The organism is Micromonospora sp. NPDC006766 (genome assembly GCF_040636055.1).
Lineage (GTDB): Bacteria > Actinomycetota > Actinomycetes > Mycobacteriales > Micromonosporaceae > Micromonospora.
This window is the reverse complement of the sequence record NZ_JBEYIX010000028.1, coordinates 1-16,108: the sequence shown is the minus strand read 5'-3', so window position 1 is coordinate 16,108 and position 16,108 is coordinate 1. Positions and strand designations below refer to the sequence as shown.

General features: G+C 72.5%; 10 protein-coding genes, 1 tRNA gene and 3 pseudogenes. 8 read left to right on the top strand and 6 right to left on the bottom strand.

The window, feature by feature from the left end; genetic code table 11:
* Positions 1–17: 17 nt before the first annotated feature.
* The 6 genes and pseudogenes from ABZ671_RS21395 to ABZ671_RS21370 form a co-directional block, all read right to left on the bottom strand.
* A complete protein-coding gene (locus tag ABZ671_RS21395; protein WP_357860861.1) occupies positions 18–2,228 on the bottom strand; it encodes a transglutaminaseTgpA domain-containing protein in 2,211 nt (736 codons plus the stop codon).
* Positions 2,229–2,329: 101 nt separating this feature from the next.
* Positions 2,330–3,484 carry a DUF58 domain-containing protein gene (locus ABZ671_RS21390; protein WP_357860726.1) on the bottom strand — a complete coding sequence of 385 codons (1,155 nt, stop codon included), beginning with the start codon at positions 3,482–3,484 and terminating at the stop codon, positions 2,330–2,332.
* Positions 3,485–3,500: 16 nt separating this feature from the next.
* Positions 3,501–4,496, bottom strand: coding sequence for a MoxR family ATPase (locus tag ABZ671_RS21385; protein ID WP_357860723.1), 996 nt, complete (start codon positions 4,494–4,496; stop codon positions 3,501–3,503).
* A 27-nt stretch (positions 4,497–4,523) separates the two neighbouring features.
* Positions 4,524–7,163 carry a fibronectin type III domain-containing protein gene (locus tag ABZ671_RS21380; RefSeq protein ID WP_357860720.1) on the bottom strand — a complete coding sequence of 880 codons (2,640 nt, stop codon included), beginning with the start codon at positions 7,161–7,163 and terminating at the stop codon, positions 4,524–4,526.
* Positions 7,164–7,311: 148 nt separating this feature from the next.
* On the bottom strand, positions 7,312–9,270 hold the full coding sequence (locus ABZ671_RS21375) for a fibronectin type III domain-containing protein (protein ID WP_357860858.1): 1,959 nt from the start codon (positions 9,268–9,270) through the stop codon (positions 7,312–7,314).
* Positions 9,271–9,417: 147 nt separating this feature from the next.
* Positions 9,418–9,834 (bottom strand): annotated as a pseudogene (locus ABZ671_RS21370) (tetratricopeptide repeat protein); the annotation flags it as partial.
* Between the two features lie 232 nt (positions 9,835–10,066).
* On the opposite strand from ABZ671_RS21370, the gene ABZ671_RS21365 reads away from it, so the two are divergent.
* The 8 genes and pseudogenes from ABZ671_RS21365 to ABZ671_RS21330 all read left to right on the top strand — a co-directional run.
* Positions 10,067–10,150, top strand: a tRNA-Leu gene (locus ABZ671_RS21365).
* A 141-nt stretch (positions 10,151–10,291) separates the two neighbouring features.
* Entirely contained in the window at positions 10,292–10,744 is a 453-nt protein-coding gene (locus ABZ671_RS21360) for a hypothetical protein (RefSeq protein ID WP_357860717.1), read from the top strand.
* Entirely contained in the window at positions 10,741–11,757 is a 1,017-nt protein-coding gene (locus ABZ671_RS21355) for a site-specific integrase (RefSeq protein ID WP_357860714.1), read from the top strand. The genes ABZ671_RS21360 and ABZ671_RS21355 overlap by 4 nt, the downstream gene beginning before the upstream one ends.
* A gap of 111 nt (positions 11,758–11,868) precedes the next feature.
* Positions 11,869–12,456: a hypothetical protein gene (locus tag ABZ671_RS21350; protein ID WP_357860711.1), complete on the top strand. Its 588-nt coding sequence runs from the start codon at positions 11,869–11,871 to the stop codon at positions 12,454–12,456.
* Between the two features lie 224 nt (positions 12,457–12,680).
* A pseudogene (locus ABZ671_RS21345) lies at positions 12,681–12,980 on the top strand (helix-turn-helix domain-containing protein); the annotation flags it as partial.
* A gap of 215 nt (positions 12,981–13,195) precedes the next feature.
* Positions 13,196–14,098 carry a hypothetical protein gene (locus ABZ671_RS21340; RefSeq protein WP_357860708.1) on the top strand — a complete coding sequence of 301 codons (903 nt, stop codon included), beginning with the start codon at positions 13,196–13,198 and terminating at the stop codon, positions 14,096–14,098.
* 335 nt (positions 14,099–14,433) lie between these two features.
* The gene (locus ABZ671_RS21335) at positions 14,434–15,459 is read left to right on the top strand and encodes an ATP-dependent DNA ligase (protein ID WP_357860706.1); all 1,026 of its coding nucleotides are present in this window, start codon (positions 14,434–14,436) and stop codon (positions 15,457–15,459) included.
* Positions 15,460–15,620: 161 nt separating this feature from the next.
* Positions 15,621–16,108, top strand: a pseudogene (locus ABZ671_RS21330) (IS5/IS1182 family transposase); the annotation flags it as partial.

The window sequence follows — 16,108 nt, the reverse complement described above, 5'->3', positions numbered from 1 at the left end:
GGCCAGCGGGCAAACGGTCAGCGACGCCAGCGCAGCGGACCCGGGTGGACGGTCCACAGCAGCCGCCGCCACCCTGGGCGGGCCGCGCGCAGCGCCGCCGCATACCGGCCAGCGAGTTCCGCGGCCCGGTCCGCCTGGGCGGGGGTGGCGGTGTGCGGGGCGAAGGCGACCTGGTTGAGCAGCCCAGCCAGCTCGTCGGGGTCGCCGTCGGGCCGGTCGAGGGTCGGCGGTCCGGGGCATGCCGCCCGGGCCTCGGCCAAAGTTCGGCGGGCCTGCTCGGCCACCTCGGCGGCGGTCAGGTCGCCGCCGACCGACCGGCCGGCGAGGCGCAGCGAGTCGGTCAGCTCCCGCCAGGCGCCGGCGATGCGCCGGCCGGGGTCGCCCCGGTCGAGGCGGGCGCGGCTGAGGTTGCGGCGCAGCACGGCCAGGGTCAGCAGGACCAGCCCGACCAGCAGCACCAAGGCGCCGGTGCCCCCGCCGACCAGCACGGGCGTGCCCAGGCCGGCCCGGCCGGCTCCCGGGCCGGGTGCGGCCTCGGCCGCAGGTGTGGCGGTGGGTTCCACCGTGGGCTCCGGCACCTGGGACGGGGGTGTGTCGTCCGGGGCCGGGCGGAAGTCCTCCTCCACCGGGCGGGGTTCCTGGTCGGGGCGGGGCATCGGGTCGAACGGCACCCAGCCGACACCGTCGAACAGCACCTCCGGCCAGGCGGACGCGTCGGCCGCGCGGATCGGGCCGTCGCCGGCGGGTGCGAAGCCGACCACGACCCGGGTGGGCAGACCGGCGAGCCGGCCCAACACCGCGAACGCGGCCGCGAACTGTTCGGAGGTGCCCCGCTGCCCGCCGCCGTTGGGCGGCCCGAATAGGAAGAACGCCAGGTTGGGGTAGGCGTGCCCGCTGGGCGCGTCGGCGGTGACGCGGTAGTGCTCGGCGAGGAAGTCCTGAATGGCGGTGGCGCGGTCGTACGGGGCGGAGTTGCTCTCGGCGAGCTGGGTGGCCAGGCGGCGCAGCTGCTCCGGGGCACCGTCGGGCACCCGCAGCACCCGGGCGACCGGCTCGCCGGCCGGTACGTTCGCCGTGGCGAACAGGTCACCGTCCAGGTGCTCCCGGGCGGAGGTGACGGTGTAGCGCAAGCCCGGAGTCAGCCCCTCGGGGCGGATCAGGGTCGCGGTGGCCGGGTCGTAGGCCACCCGGGCGCCGGTGACCTCGCGAGGGGTGGGCACGGCGGGCAGCAGCCGGCCGGTCAGGTCGGCGACGGTGATCTGCTGGCGGATGGTGTCGGTGGCCGCGCCCGCGGCGGGCGCGGTGGCGGGCAGGATCCGTCCGGCGTTGCGGTAGGTGGCCCCGACCCGCCAGGTCACGCCGTCGTAGTCGCTGAGCACGGCAAGCCGGAGACGCGCCGGCCCGACCGGGCCCGCCTCGGTGTGCACCTCCAGCAGCTGCTGCTCCGGGTTCAACGCCCAGCCGGAGATGCGGGCCAGCGGGTTCTCGTCCAGTGACTCCAGCTGCGGCGGTTCGACGTAGCGGCGCGGGTCGACGGGACGGTCGTCGACCCGAGCGGCGACCAGCGGGGCGAGCAGGGCGGCCAGCGCGACCACCATCGCCACCCCGGCGGCGCTCGCGGCGAGCAGACGGAGCCGCACCGCGGCGCGTACCGCCGAGGGGAGCCCAGCCGTCGGGTCGCTGCTGGCGCTGCCGTTGCTTTGCGGCGGCATCGCCAGGCCGGCGGCGGCGACGGCGGCGAACACGACGGTCGGCCCGATCGCCGGGCCGGCGTTAGGGCCGACCACGTAGACCGCACCACCGTAGAGCAGCACGGGCGGGAGGTAGCCGAGCAGCACCCGGCCGGCGCGCAGCGCCACCTCCGCGGCGGCGAGTCCGGCCAGCCAGGCGGCGACCACCGGAAGCAGCACGGTGTCCGGCGCCGGCTCGACGGGGATCATCGCGGTCAGCAACCGGGGGATGGCGTTGCGGGCGGCATCGGCCGTCACGTCGGCGAGGCTGCCGGGCAGCGCGGCGTGGCCGGCGGCCAGGCGCAGCGACAGCAGCGCCCAGCCGGTCAGGCCGGCCACGGACAGCGGAGCCACCGCCCAGGACGGCAGCCGCTGGGCGGCGACGCTCAGCAGCACCGAGCCGATCGCCGCGCCGAGGACCAGGCGGGTCAGCAGCGGGTCGGCGTACACCCGGCCCAACACCACACCGGCCAGCGCGATCATGGTGATCAGCGCCATCGGCACCGGCAAGGCCCGCAGCGCGCGGGTCACCGGCCCGCCGGCCCCGGCGGTGGGCGGCTCGGCCGGCCGGTGCGGGCCGGCCGGGGTCTGGGTGGCGGTCACCATCGGCGGATCCCGTCCCACTCGGCGGCGAACTCGGCGCCGTCGGCGGCGTCGATCACCAGCAGGCCGGCCGCGCCGGGCGGCGTCGGTTCGGCCGCGCCGAACATCCCGACCACCACCGACGGGTACGCGCCGCGCAGCGCGCCGACATGCCCGAGGTCGGCGTGGCCACCCGGCCCGGTGAGGAAGATCAGGGTGTCGCCGAGCCGCTCCTGTCGTAGCCGGCTCACCGTGGCGGGCAGGGTGCCCTCGCCGCCGTCGGTCAACTCGACCGCGGCGAGCCGGTCCAGCGGGCCGGCGGCGCCGGCGGGTTCCTCGTCGGCGGGGGCGACCAGCAGCAGGCTCACCGGCAGGCCCTCCCGGACGGCCGCGACGACCACCGAGGCGGCGGCCTCGCAACCCGACTCGAACGACTCGGCGGCCCCGGCCAGCCGCTGCGGGTAGGCGGACGCCCGGTTGTCCAGCACCACCACGATCCGGGGGAGGCTGGTGTCCACGTTCTCCCGCACCATCAGTTCGCCCACCCGGGCGCTGGTGCGCCAGTGCACCCGGCGCAACTCGTCGCCGACCACGTACTCGCGCAACGAGTCGAAGGTGATCGAGCCGTGCGGGACGCTGTCGGTGCGCCCGTCGAGGCTGCGCCCGGCGCCGGTCGGCACCGCGCTCAGCGGGTGGATGCGCGGGTGCACCCAGACCGGCACGCTGCCTCCGTACGATCGGGCCAGCGCGACCAGGCCGAGGGGATCGCGTCGGGTGACCCGCAGCGGCCCGACCGCCACCACCCCGCGTCGGTGGGTCGGCACGTCGTAGCGCACCTCGGTGTCGCGGCCGGGACGCAGCCGCAGTAGCGGCACCGGCACCAGGGCGGCCGCGCAGCGGTCCTCGGCGACCAGGTTCGCCGCCCGCAGCCGCCCAGTGTTGCGGACGGTCAGCGTCATCGCCGCCGGTTCCCCACGCGCCACCCGGTCCGGGTCGGCGACCCGCTCGACCATCAGCCGGGGCCGCCACGCGGCGTTGATCAGGGCGTACCCGACGGCCACGGCCGCGGCCGCGCCGAGGACCGCCAGCTCCGGGTACGCGAAGCGGAAACCGACGCCGAGCAGCACGACAGCGGCGACGAGCAGCCCGACACCGCGGGCGGTGATCCCCACGATCTGCCGTGCCGTCTCAGCCCTGAACCGGGGCGGGCTGGCCGGACGGCAGCGGCACCGGCACCGAGGCGACCGCCTGGCGCAGCACGTCGGCGGCGGTCACCCCGCGCACCTGCGCGTCCGAGGTGAGCAGCAGCCGATGCGCGAAGACCGGATCGGCGAGGGCCTTCAAGTCCTCCGGCATGATCCAACCCCGCCCGTCGATCAGCGCGTACGCGCACGCCGCCCGGGTCAGCGCGATCACGCCGCGGGGGCTCACCCCGACCCGCACCTGCGGGTGGTTACGGGTGGCCGCGGCCAGCCGCACCGCGTACCCGTAGAGCGGCTCGGCGATGTGCACCCGCTGGGCCATGCGCACCATCTCGCCGACGGTGGCGGTGTCGGTGATCGCGGTCAGCGAATCGGGGGAGCGGACCGTCGCCCCGCGCAGCACCTCCACCTCGACCGCCTCGTCGGGATAGCCGACCGACAGCTTCACCAGGAACCGGTCGAGCTGAGCCTCGGGCAGCCGGTATGTGCCATCCATCTCCACCGGATTCTGCGTGGCCACCACCAGAAACGGCTGCGGCACCGGATGGCGTACGCCGTCGACGGTGACCGTCCGCTCCTCCATCACCTCCAGCAGCGCCGACTGGGTCTTCGGCGACGCCCGGTTGATCTCGTCGGCGATGACGATGTTGGCGAACACCGGCCCCGGGTGAAACTCGAACGCGCGGGTGGCCTGGTTGAAGATGGTCACCCCGGACACGTCCGAGGGGAGCAGATCCGGGGTGAACTGGATGCGCCGCCACTGACCCTTCACCGTCGCCGCGATCGCCCGGGCGAGAGTGGTCTTGCCGACCCCGGGCACGTCCTCAAGCAGAACGTGCCCCTGGGCGAACAGCGCGGTCAGCGCCAACCGCACCACCTGCGGCTTGCCCAGCACCACCGCGTTGACGTTCTCGGCCAGCCGGGCGGCCAGGGCGGCGAAGCCCTGCACCTCCGACTGGGTGAGCGGTTCGTGGGCGTTCACGTGCGGGTGCTCCTCGTTACGACGCGGTCAGCAGGTGGGCAGGAGGTTGATGTTGTCGCCGCCCTCCAGGTTCAGCCAGGCCCACGGGATGTAGTTCTTGCCGCTGTAGTTGACCTGCACCCACCAGGTGCTGCGCTTGTCGTTGTTGTAGATGTAGGCGTAGACCTCTTCGCCCTGCTTCTTGCAGTACGCCTGCAGCCGGGTGCCGGGCTTGGCCCAGCCCACCTGCTTGGCATTGTCCTGCTGCGGCACCGAGAAGATCTCATTGCCGTTGCGGCCGGGCACCTCCTTGTCGCAGTAGGTGCGCTGGTCGCCGGACGGGCCGTTGTTGCAGGTCGCGATCCCGTAGAGCGCGTCGGTCGACTGGGCCCTGGTGGCGGTGATCTTGCCGGCGGCGTTGGTCGCCGTCACCGTCACCGTGTACGCCGTGCCCGGCGTCAGGCCGGTCACCCGCAGGCTGGAACAACTCCCACTGGCCGTCTTCCCGCCCGTCGCCGCCGAACAGGAGGCCTTGCCGCCGCCCGCGTCCACTGTGAACGACACCGTCACCGAGGTCGCGTCCGCCGACGAACCGGTCACGGTGACCCGCGGCGCGGCAACCGTACGCGCGGTGGTGGCGGCCTCGGCGCCAGGACCGGCCTCGTTGACCGCCCGCACCTTCACCGTGACGTTCTGCCCGTCGCCCAGCCCACTGACCGTCGCCTGCACATCGGTCACCTCACTGGTCTTCCCACCGGCATCCACCAGATACTTGGTGACCGGCCGACCATTGTCCACCGCCGGTGCCCACCGCACCGAGATGGTGCCCGGCTGGTCGGCCACCGTGGCCGCGCGCAGCTCCGTCGGCGCGGCCGGAGCGGTGAACGGCACCACCGTGTCGCTCACCGGGGACGCCTTCGACCCGGCACCCTTGCCGGTGACCGCAACCACCGTGAAGGCGTACTGGGTGCCGTACTCCAGCTGGCCGGCCGGAATCACCAGCTCCGTCTTCGCCGACTCACCGACCGGGGCGGTGGCGCCGGCCGACGCGGCGGTCACCGCGTACCGGGCGATCGTGTTGCCCTGCCCGTTGGCCGCAGGCCACGTCACCAGCACCGTGCCGTCGGGCCGCGCCTCGGCCGTCACGCTGGCCGGCGGGTCCGGCACCTCCGCCGTCGGGGTGACCGGGTTGCTCTTGCGGGCCGGCCCGTCACCCTTGGCGTTGACCGCGTACACCTCGAACGTGTACGTCTCGCCGTTGGTCAACTCGGTGATCTCCAACGAGCGCTGGTTCGCGCCCACCTCATGGCGCTGCCCGGCACCCTCCACCACGTACCTGGTGATCTCGGCGCCGTTCGCGGCGGCCGCCTGCCAGCTGACCCGCGCCGACGCGTCACCCGCGGCAGCGGTCACGGCGCGCGGCGCCCCGGGCTTACCCACCCTCGGCTTCTTCGCCGGCGGCGGTGGCGGCGGCGGCGGCGGAGCAGCCGGCGGCGGGTCACCGCCGAGGACGTCGTTGGCGTACTTGTTGACCTCGCGAACCTGATTCTTGTCGTCCACCACCTGCGCCATCGACGAGTTCGGCGGGTTGATGAACAAATGGCTCTCGCGAACCTCCAGCTCCAACGGCCCGGGCCGCCCGGAACCCTTGACACTGTCCACCAACTGCCCGGTGCCGTCGAACGAGTAGACCGTGCCGGTGCCCTCGTCCGCAACGTAGAACCGGCCCGCCCACGCCACCGCCGGGGCGAGCCGGTCACCCGAACCGGGAACGACGAACTGCCGCACCTCGCCGCCGTCGCCGACCACGTGCACCGTCCGCTGACCCGCCACCGTCACCAACACCTGCGAGCCGCTGGTGCGCGGCGGTAGACTGCCCGGCGCCGTCAAGCTCAACCTGGCCCGCTGCGTTCGGCCGCCCCGCACCGTTACCAGCGAGGCGGACGTGCGGTCCAGCACCGCCACCCCGTCATCCAGGGCGGACACCACCAGCTCGTGGCTCGGCTCCGCCACCTCGTACGTCTCGACCTGCTTCGGGCTCAGACCCCCTGGCGGGGTCGCCCCCGGCGTGGCCGGCAACGTGGCGGCGGTGACCGCCGACACGGTGCCCTCGCTCGGCACCGCGATCCACAGCCGACCGGCACCGTCGAACGCCCCGCCGGTGATGCCCGGCGGATAGTGCACCGGCTCGCCCACCGGGGTCAACGCACGCGGGTCGAGCTGGCGGACGATGCCCTGCACAGCGTCGACGACGAACGCGTCGTCGTCGTGCAACGCCACGTTCACCCCGAGACCCGGAGTCGTCGGAGTGGTCGCGATGATCTGGAGCGTGGCCAGATCCAGCGAGCTGACGTGACCGGTGTTCAAATCCCGCAAGATCAGCAGCCGATCGGTCTGGGCGACCTGCATCTGATGCCGCCGCGCCCCCGGAACCTCCATCCGGGTGTCCACCCGCGCCGTGATCCCGTTGACCCGGGCCACCTCGCTGCGAGTGGCGCTCCACAACCACGACGAGGCATCGAAGCTGGCCACCGCGTTGTCGGCGGCACCCAACCCGAGCACGGTCAACCCCATCGCGCCCAGCAGCGCGGCCACCGTGCCGACGGTGACCAGCCCGCCCCGCAGCTTCCGGGAACGAGGCGGGGACGGTTGCGCCCCGGTGCCCGTGACGTCCTCGATGGTGGTCACTGCCGACCGCCTCCCCGTGTCGGTGGGGGAGAGGCGACGCAAATCGCCCCTTCCCAGAGCCGGGAGTCATCATAGGCACCGATCAGCGACGTTGAAACCCGCACCGTCCGGCTGTGGACACCCGCCGTGTCGCGGATGCCGCCGCAGGTCAGCGGGTCTGCGTACCACGATCCCGGTCGGTGCACACCTGACCCGACGTGGCGTACGTGTCAGTCGAGTAGACCGCCAGCACCGTGAAACAATAGTCCAACTTCGGACTCAGACCGTTGACCGTGTAACGAGTCTCGCCCGCGTCCACCGTGGCCATCACCCCCAGCTTCTGCCCCGCACGACCACCGGCCACCACGAACGGCACCACCCCGTCGGTCGGGTCGGTCCAGGTGACCGTGATCGTGGTGCCCTCGTCCTGCAGCCGCAGGTCCGTCGGGGGAGGACCACTCACCTTCGGCTGCACTCCGGTCGCATCCGGCGCGGGCGGGGCCACCTCGCGGTTGAGCACCATCGCACCCACCCCGACGACCGCCGCCACCACGACCACCACGGCACCGGCCACCACGGCCACCACCGTACGATTCCGGCCGCGCGGCTCCGGCTCCGACGGCTCCGGGTACGCAGGCGGCTGGTGGAACGGCGCCGGCACCGCCGGCCAGGCCCCCTGCTCCGGGTACGGGGCAGGGCCGGGTGGTGTCTCCTGCCGCGCCGGCTCGGGAAACTCGAGCAGCTCGTCGTAGACCGGCAACGGCCGTGGCCTGCCGTCCTCCGGCTCCGGCCCGGCCGAATCCGCGAGCTCCGGGCCAACCTCGTCGCCATCCTCCATCTCCGGCTCCGGCTCCGGCTCTGGAACCGGGTCGGCCGGCCGATCGAGCGGCTGCGGCGGGGCGGGGCTGCTCCACGGCGGGGCGGTCATCCCCCAGGGCGGTACCGGCGATGCACTGACCGGCGCCGCAGCCGGCGGGCTGCCCGCAGGCGACGGTCTGACCGGTGGGCTGCTGACGGACGGCGGCGGGACCGGTGGGCTGCTGATCGGCGGCGGCGTGATCGGCGGGCCGCTGACCGGCAGTGCGTTTACCGGCGGTGCGTTCACGGGCGGTGCGTTCACGGGCGGTGCGCTGAACGGCGGGCCGCTGACCGGGGCCGGGCCGGCGGTCGGTGGCGCGTTGAACGCCGCGCCGCTCACCGGTGGCGCGCTGACGGGTGGCGCGCTGACGGGCGGTGCGCTGACGGGCGGTGCGTTCACCGGCGGGCCGCTGACTGGCCGGCGGTTGACTGGCGGGCCGCTGATCGGGGGTGCGCTGACCGGCGGGGTGGTCGGGGTGGCAGCCGTGACTGAGCTCGCGGCGACCCGTTCCGCCTCCTCCTGGAGCAGCGGCCCGATCTGCTGCACCTGGACGGTCGGCTTGTCCCAACATGGTGCGGGCATCACCGGCGTTGCGGACGCGCCGCCCGAGCCGGCTTCGGAACTGTCCTTGCCGTCCACGGCCGGCCGGTCGGCCGTCAGCTCCGGCGCAAGAGCCGGACTCGCCGAAGGGGGTGCCGGCGGCGCCGAGGCGGGCGCGGTGACCGGCGGTCCGGAGACCGGCGTGTTCTCCACGTTTACCGGTGTGCCGGGCACCGGAATAGACGGTGGGGGAGGCAGTGCAGCGGATGCCGGCAGAGCGGAGCCGGGTGCCGGCGGTGCCGAGGCCGGCCGGGTGGCGGCTGGGATGACCGGGGCTGGCGGCAGGTGAGGTGGCGCGGCGGTGACCGGCGGTGGGATCGGGCTCGGGGCCGGTGGCACGGACACCGGCGCCGGCGCCGGCGGGGCTGAAGCCGATGCCGCCGGCAGGACGGCCGGCGGTGGGACCGGGGTGGCCGGGGACGGCGCGGAGACGGGCCGGAGCGGGTCTGGTGATGCCGAAGCTGGTGCGGTCGGCGCAACGACCGGTGGGGGCGGGATGGTCGGCGGTGGGGGCAGGGGCCTACCCGGAACGGTGGCGGGCGGCGCCCAGGGTGACTGCCGCGTCGGCCCCGGAACCGGTCCGGTCTGCGGTGCCCACTGCGCGCCGGGCGGCCCGTCGTGCGGCGGGGCCGCCGCCGGGGCGGGTGGCGCCGAGGTGACACCGGGCATCGGCGGGACGGTCGGCGGTTGGGACGGAGCCGCCACGGCCGGCAGCGACATGGTCGGCCCGGACAACGCCGTCGGGTCGGGCTGCGGGCCGATGGCTGGGCTACCGAGGTGCGTGCCGGGCATGCCGGGAGCGGCGGCGGAGCCGCCGAGGTACTGGCGGGCTGCGCGTACCGCGGGGTGGTCCGGGCCGAGCACCGCGGGCCCGGCGGCGGCGACCCGGGTGTAGTTGCGGCGGGCCTCGTGTCGGTTGCCGAGCTCCTCCGCCACCTGGGCCAGGTCGAAACTGAGCGCGAGCATCAACGGGTCCGCGTCGCCGCGGCGACGCTCGCCGGCCGCGTACGCCTCCTCCAGAACCCGCCGGGCGGCGGCCGGGTCGTCGGCCTCCCGATGCAGGCGGGCGAGAAGATGGCCGGTGGCCAGCACGTCGGGGTGGTCCTCGCCGTACGCCGGTCGGGCCGCGCTGATCGCGTCGGTGAGCAGGCGACGGGCGGTGGCCAGATTACCCGCGCTCCGTAGAGCTAGGGCCTGATGTTGCGCGGCGGTCAGGGGAGAGGGGTGGGACACGTGAGCAATGCTGCCCGGAACCGGCGTTTGGACGCTACCCGGCACGCCGGATCCGGGAACCGGCCTCGTCGCGTCCCGTCGGCTCACTGCTTTGACCTGGGAAAACGTGGCCGCTGGGCGGCGATGTGCATGATCCATCCGGGCCGTGTACAGTAATCCACCGTGCGGCCCACCGGGGCGGCCGAACCGGTGAGAAGATCACCTCGGCTGACAGGGTAAGCTGCACGAGCAGGTCCGGGTGGCGGAATGGCAGACGCGCTAGCTTGAGGTGCTAGTGCCCGTATAGGGCGTGGGGGTTCAAGTCCCCCCTCGGACACTCCCGCGTAGCAACCGTGCGACGTTGGACGTTCAGGTGGTCAAGCATGCTTGACCACCTGATTTCACTCTCTGTTACCGCCGTTGGTGGCAGCCTCGTCGTTGGGCGAGGTGGGTCATGACAGACCGGCCAATCGATTCGGTGATCCCGGCGGTGGTTCCGTCAGGCGGGCTGAAGATCCGCGGCCACTCGCGTGCCGCGATGAAGCGACCGCCTCTGCCGCTGGCGCGACTGGCTCCTACTCGTGACGGCAGCACGGTGTATGGGCTGGCGACTCTTGATGTGCATGGCCGCGTCGCTGATCGGGCGGTGATGGCCGCTCTCGGCTGGGCTCCTGGCCGCAGGCTGGGCATCAGGGAGAGCGGCGGCCTGATCATCGTCGACCCTGACCCGCGCGGCGTGTTCCAGGTGACAAAAGAGGGTCATGTGCGGTTGCCCGCTGTGGTCCGCCAGTGGTGCGGGCTGACGGCCGGCGATCGGGTGCTGCTGGCGGCCGATCCGAAGGCCGGACGTCTCGTGCTTCACCCGCCGGCCTCGCTGGACGCGGTAGTCGCCCGGGTACACGACGAGGCGTTCGCGGGCGGTGAGTCGTGAGCGGCGTGGCGGGCAAGGCGGAGCTGGAGGCCGCTCGGTTGTTGTTGTCGCGGATGGGCATCTCGCCAGCGGATCTGGTGGCAGTGGCGTCGGATCGTCCGCCGGCTCCGACGTTCGCGGAGTATGTGCCGGTGGTTGCGGCTGCGGTCAGTGCTGGGACGCGGCGGGCGTACGGGTCGTACTGGAAGCGCGTGGTCGAGCAGTGGGGCCAGCGGCGTATCGATGAGCCGACACCATCGGAGATCGAGCGGCTTGCGGAGTACGTCAAGACGCATGTGGTGGCCCGGCGTAACGCGCGGGGCGGGCGCAGCGCGGCAGAGCATCTGATCGCGGCGTTGCGCTGTCTGTACCGGCGGGCGGTCGCCGACGGGTTCCTGTCGGAGGCAGAGAACCCGGCGTTGAAGGTGGCGAAGCCGCGGCGGTTGCCGAGCACCCGGCGGGCGTTGGCGGATGCGCGATTGGCGGAGATCAACGAGGTGGCGGCGTCCACGGGTGATGATCCGGCGTTGGACAGTCTGCTGCTGCGGCTGCACACCGAGACGGCGTGCCGTCGCGGTGGGGCCCTCGCTTTGCGGCCGGTCGACCTGGACCCGGACCAGTGTCTGATCCTGCTGCGGGAGAAGGGCGAGACCGTCCGGTGGCAGCCGGTGTCGCCCACACTCATGCGGTACCTGCAGCGGCACGCCGAGCAGCGGCACGCGACGGAGGAGGGGCCCTTGTTCCGGTATCGCAGCGGGCAGCCGATTACCTATCGGCGGTACGACCACCTTTGGGTGCGCATTGGTGAGCACCTGCCGTGGGTGCACGCGCAGCAGATCAGCACGCACTGGTTACGGCATACCACGTTGACCTGGGTGGAGCGCAACTTCGGCTACGCCATCGCCCGGGCCTATGCCGGTCACTCCGCCAGTGGGGGAGATGCCGGAACCACCGCCACCTACGTTCGCGCAACTATCCACGAGGTTGCTGCCGCGCTGGCGGCACTTACCGGTGAGCCACATCCGCTGGCGTAGTGGGGTGTTGGGGCGGGCCCTGTCCTAGGCGGACTGGGTCCGCCCCAAACGATTGGAGTGGGCCCCTCCGGTAGGCGCTCGCCGTCGTACAGCGCGGTTACGGTGACGGCTATGGGCTTTCCGCAGGTGCCGGGTCCTCGGCGGTCCGCCGAGGATGACGCCGACCAGGCCTTGTCGTTTGCCATCGGACTGGACGATGCGTCACCGGAGCGGGTCGCTGCGGTGGCCGCTGTGCTCGTCAATACTTGGCAGGCGGATTCGGGTCGGTTTGCGGCGGCGGCCGCGGTGTGCCGACGCCGGCAGGGCGAGGGGGACGAGGATGTTTGGGGGGAGACTGCGAACCTTCTGGACCGGGCCCTGCGCATAGTCCACGACGCCGGTGCCGACAACGACGATGATGCTCGGGTCCGGCTCCTCGGACAACTCTTCCCGGATCCAGGGCCCTTCCGGTGGGACACGGCACGACGCCGCGATCTTGTGTGGTGGCTGCGCCGCCTGGCGGCACTGCGCGTCCGCGCGGTCCACCTACCAGCCGGCGCGCCTGCCGGGTTCCAGCGGCTGGTCCTTCGTCGGGGCCTGCTCGTCGTCGGTCAGGTCGACTTCCAAGTGTGCCAGGGGTGTCGGCGTGGCTACCTGCGGAAGATCAGCGTTGATGGGGCCGCCAAAGGCTATGGGATCGGCACCCGCGCCGTGCTCTAGCTCTATCGGCGGTACCCGGGCCTCACCTGGTACACGACCACTCAGTACGACACCGCTGGGACGTTTTGGCAGAAGGTCGCGCGGCGAACGGATGGGGCTTTTACCGAGAACCACGACGGCGCGTGCGAGCACATGAAGATCGACCGACGGGGCTGTCGACGACGCGTGAAAACTGAGCCGTAGTCGACGGGTGAAAACTGAGCACCCTGTGTACGGCTTGGGGTGTGATCAGTGTGGAGGACTGGGCCGAGATCCGTCGGTTGCACCGGTCTGAGGGTGTGAGTCAGGCAGCGATTGCGCGGCGGTTGGGGATTTCGCGGAACACGGTGGCGCGGGCGTTGGCGTCGGATCGGCCGCCGAAGTATGAGCGGGCGCCGCGGGGTTCGGCGGTGGACGCGGTGGATGCTCGGATCCGTTCGTTGCTGGCGGAGTGGCCGACGATGCCGGCCACGGTGATCGCGGAGCGGATCGGGTGGACCCGGTCGTTGACGGTGCTCAAGGATCGGGTGCGCGAGCTGTCGCCGGTCACGTTCCACCCGGGCGGCGTCCCGATACGCCAGAGGGGATTGCTATCCGTGCCGGGGGCGGTGTCCAGGGAGGGCTTGGTGATATTGCCCGGCTCGCCGTGGATGCCGTGCGGCTCGACGGCCGCCTTCCCGCTTGGCTGGACCGGGGTGGACCTCTGGCGCAGACGTACAGGCCGGCGGCGGAGGCAGCCAGATGGACGAGCGGCAGCCGGTTGAGCGCCGTCGCCAAGGAGCTGGTCGCGGCCGCGAAGGCTCAGCCCGACCTGCGTGAGCTTGATATCGCCCGGTCGCCGCTGCATCCGGCACCGGCGGTGGACACCCTCGATGCGGCTATCGCAGCGGTCCGCGCTGCGCGAACCTGGCTGTGGCTTCACCCCGCCCAGGTCACGGGAGTGCACCTTCAGGTCGGGACGCAGCTCGGCCTGGCGGCGCACGTCCTCACGGCCGACGGATCCCTGGCGATGACCGGGGGTTGGCGGCAGGCGGCGATCGCCGCTGCCGAGCTACGCGCGGCACCGGCGGCCGGCCCGGCCCAGGACACCGTCGCCGAGATGGGCGAGGCCCTGCGGTGGACCCGCTCGCTGCTGGGCCCTGCAGCCCGGGGGCACATGCAGCATCGGGGGAGGGACGCCGCGCGGCTCGGCAGCGAGATGTTGCTGATGGCCGCCGCCCTCCACCGAGGCCTACGCACGGCGACGCAGCGGCGGAATCTGTTCGTTCGAGGGGATGCCATCCTCGAGCGTCCCGCCGGTTCGCTGGTCTACCGAGCCGCTCCCCATTGGCGGCCCGCAACAGCCGACGATGACCTTGTGCGCGACCTCAGCCGGGCGTTGTGGCAGATTGTCGGGTCCGGCGCCGAGGGTGATCCGGCGAGCATGGTCGCTCATGTGCTTGCCCAACCGCCTCGCCCGCGAGCGGTGAGCCCAGCAGCCGCAGAGAGCCGCAGTCCGAAGCCGGATGTGCTGCCGGACGACCGGGCCTGCCCGGGCCCCAGGCAGGCAGAGGGCGGGCAACCGAACCCGGCGGGAACGAAAACCTTGACTGCTGTATCGGGCAGCGAGGCGGTCGAAGAAGGCGGAGACCCGTTGCTGGGCGACATCGCGATCCTCGACTAGCGTGGCCCCGCCGAGCCGGTACACCTCGTACCCGTGAAGCCGCAGCTCCCGGTCCTCGTCGACCATGTTGCGGGCTGGTCACTGCTCCTTGAGTCGGCGGTTAGTCGTGGAGCCGGCCCTCGAAGCGGCGACGCTGCCGCTGGTGGGGCGCTGATACCTGAGTCGAGGTGCCTGACGACCTTGAAGGCCGGCAACACGGGCATTTGTTGTAGCCAATCTTCGCCCGTTCCGGGCGGCCCCTCGCCGACGATGGGCGAGGGGACGGGGATGATGAGCTTTCACAGCCCGCGCAGGCGGTGAGCCCGGCCCGGCGCCGGGTTGCGACGGATCCCGCGTTGCGCCGGCCGGTCGCGCCGATGCTCGCCGCGCCGGTCGATGCGGTGCCCGAAAGTCCCGACCTGCTTCATGAACCCAAGTGGGACGGGTGGAGGTGCATCGCGTTCCGCGAGGCCGACGGGGTGTACCTGCAGTCGCGGGCCGGCCGGAACCTCACCACGTACTTCCCGGACATCACACGGGCGATCCGGACGCTTCCGCCCGGGGTAGTGCTGGACGGCGAGCTGATCGTGTGGGAGCGCGGTCGGACGAACTTCGCACAGTTGCAGCGGCGCGTCACCGCCGGCCGCGGTCTCCTGCGCCTGGTCCACGACTGCCCCGCCCACTATGTGCTGTTCGATCTTCTCGCGGACGCCGACGGGCAGGTGATCCTGAATTTGCCGCTGTCGGAGCGGCGAGTCCGGCTGGAGCGGCTGCTCGCTGACGCGCCCGCGCAGCTGACCGTGACGCCGCAGACGGCCGACATGCGGCTGGTCGCGGACTGGCTGCTGGACTGGACCGTCGCGGCCGGGATCGAGGGCGTGGTGAGCAAGCGGCTGGCCGGGCGGTACGAGCCTGGCCGGCGCGGGTGGTGGAAGTTCCGGACCCGAATCGTGACCGAGGCGATCGTCGGTGGAGTGACGGGCAGTATCCACAACCCTGACACCCTGCTGCTCGGCCGGTTCGACCGCAGGGGACGGCTGCGGTACACCGGGCGGACACACCCGCTGACCGGCCTCCAGCGGAAGGAGCTCGCTGGGCTGCTGTCTCCGCTACGGCCTCGGCAACACTACGGCGCTGCCGTGGTGCACCCGTGGCCGGAGCCGTTGCCCGCGTCCTGGTCCGGGCAGCTGGACCGGCCGGAGCCGCTGCGGTACGTGCAGATCGAGCCCACCGTGGTGGCGGAGATCGACGCCGACGTCGCCTTCGAGCACGGCCGTTGGCGGCACCGGGTGAGGTACGCGCGGTTCCGGCCCGACATGTCGGTGTACGACGTACCGCTGCTGCTCGGCGAGGAGGAGAGCTACTTCGGCGACCTGAGGTGAGTGAGCCATTCCGCGCAAGCGGGTGGTAGCAGTCAGTAGCTGCCTGGAATGCCGGGAAGGCGTGAGACGCGCCAGATCAGGTCCGGTACGAAGAGAAGACGCAGAACCTCGATACGAAGTGGTCCTTCCACAGATCAACTTCATAGAGGTCCTGCGTCGACATGAGTGTCACATACACCGCTGCGCTGCCGGTACGCGAGGAGACGGTGAACCGTCCGGCCGGGTTGCTGGCCGCCGAACGCACCCGCCGCGGCACCCGCGCCCGAACCCGGTCACTGACCTGCCGTGACCAGGCGATCCTGGCCCCGCGCTGGTTCTGCGACGGCACCCGGATCAAGCAACTTGCCGCCGACAACAAGATCAGCGTGTCCACCGGCTACGACTACCTGCACGAGGCCATCGATGTGCTCGCCGCACAGGCACCCAGCCTGCACGGCGCCCTCCTGGCTGCCAAGGCCGCCGGCTACTCCCATGTCAACATCGACGGCACACTGATCGAAACCGACCGGTGCCGCACCCCCGGACCGACACCAGGCGTGGATCTCTGGTGGTCCGCCAAGCACGACAACCATGGCGGCAACGTCCAGGTGATCACCGTCGGCGACGGCTGGCCCATCTGGACCTCGCCCGTGCGTCCCGGCCGCGAGCA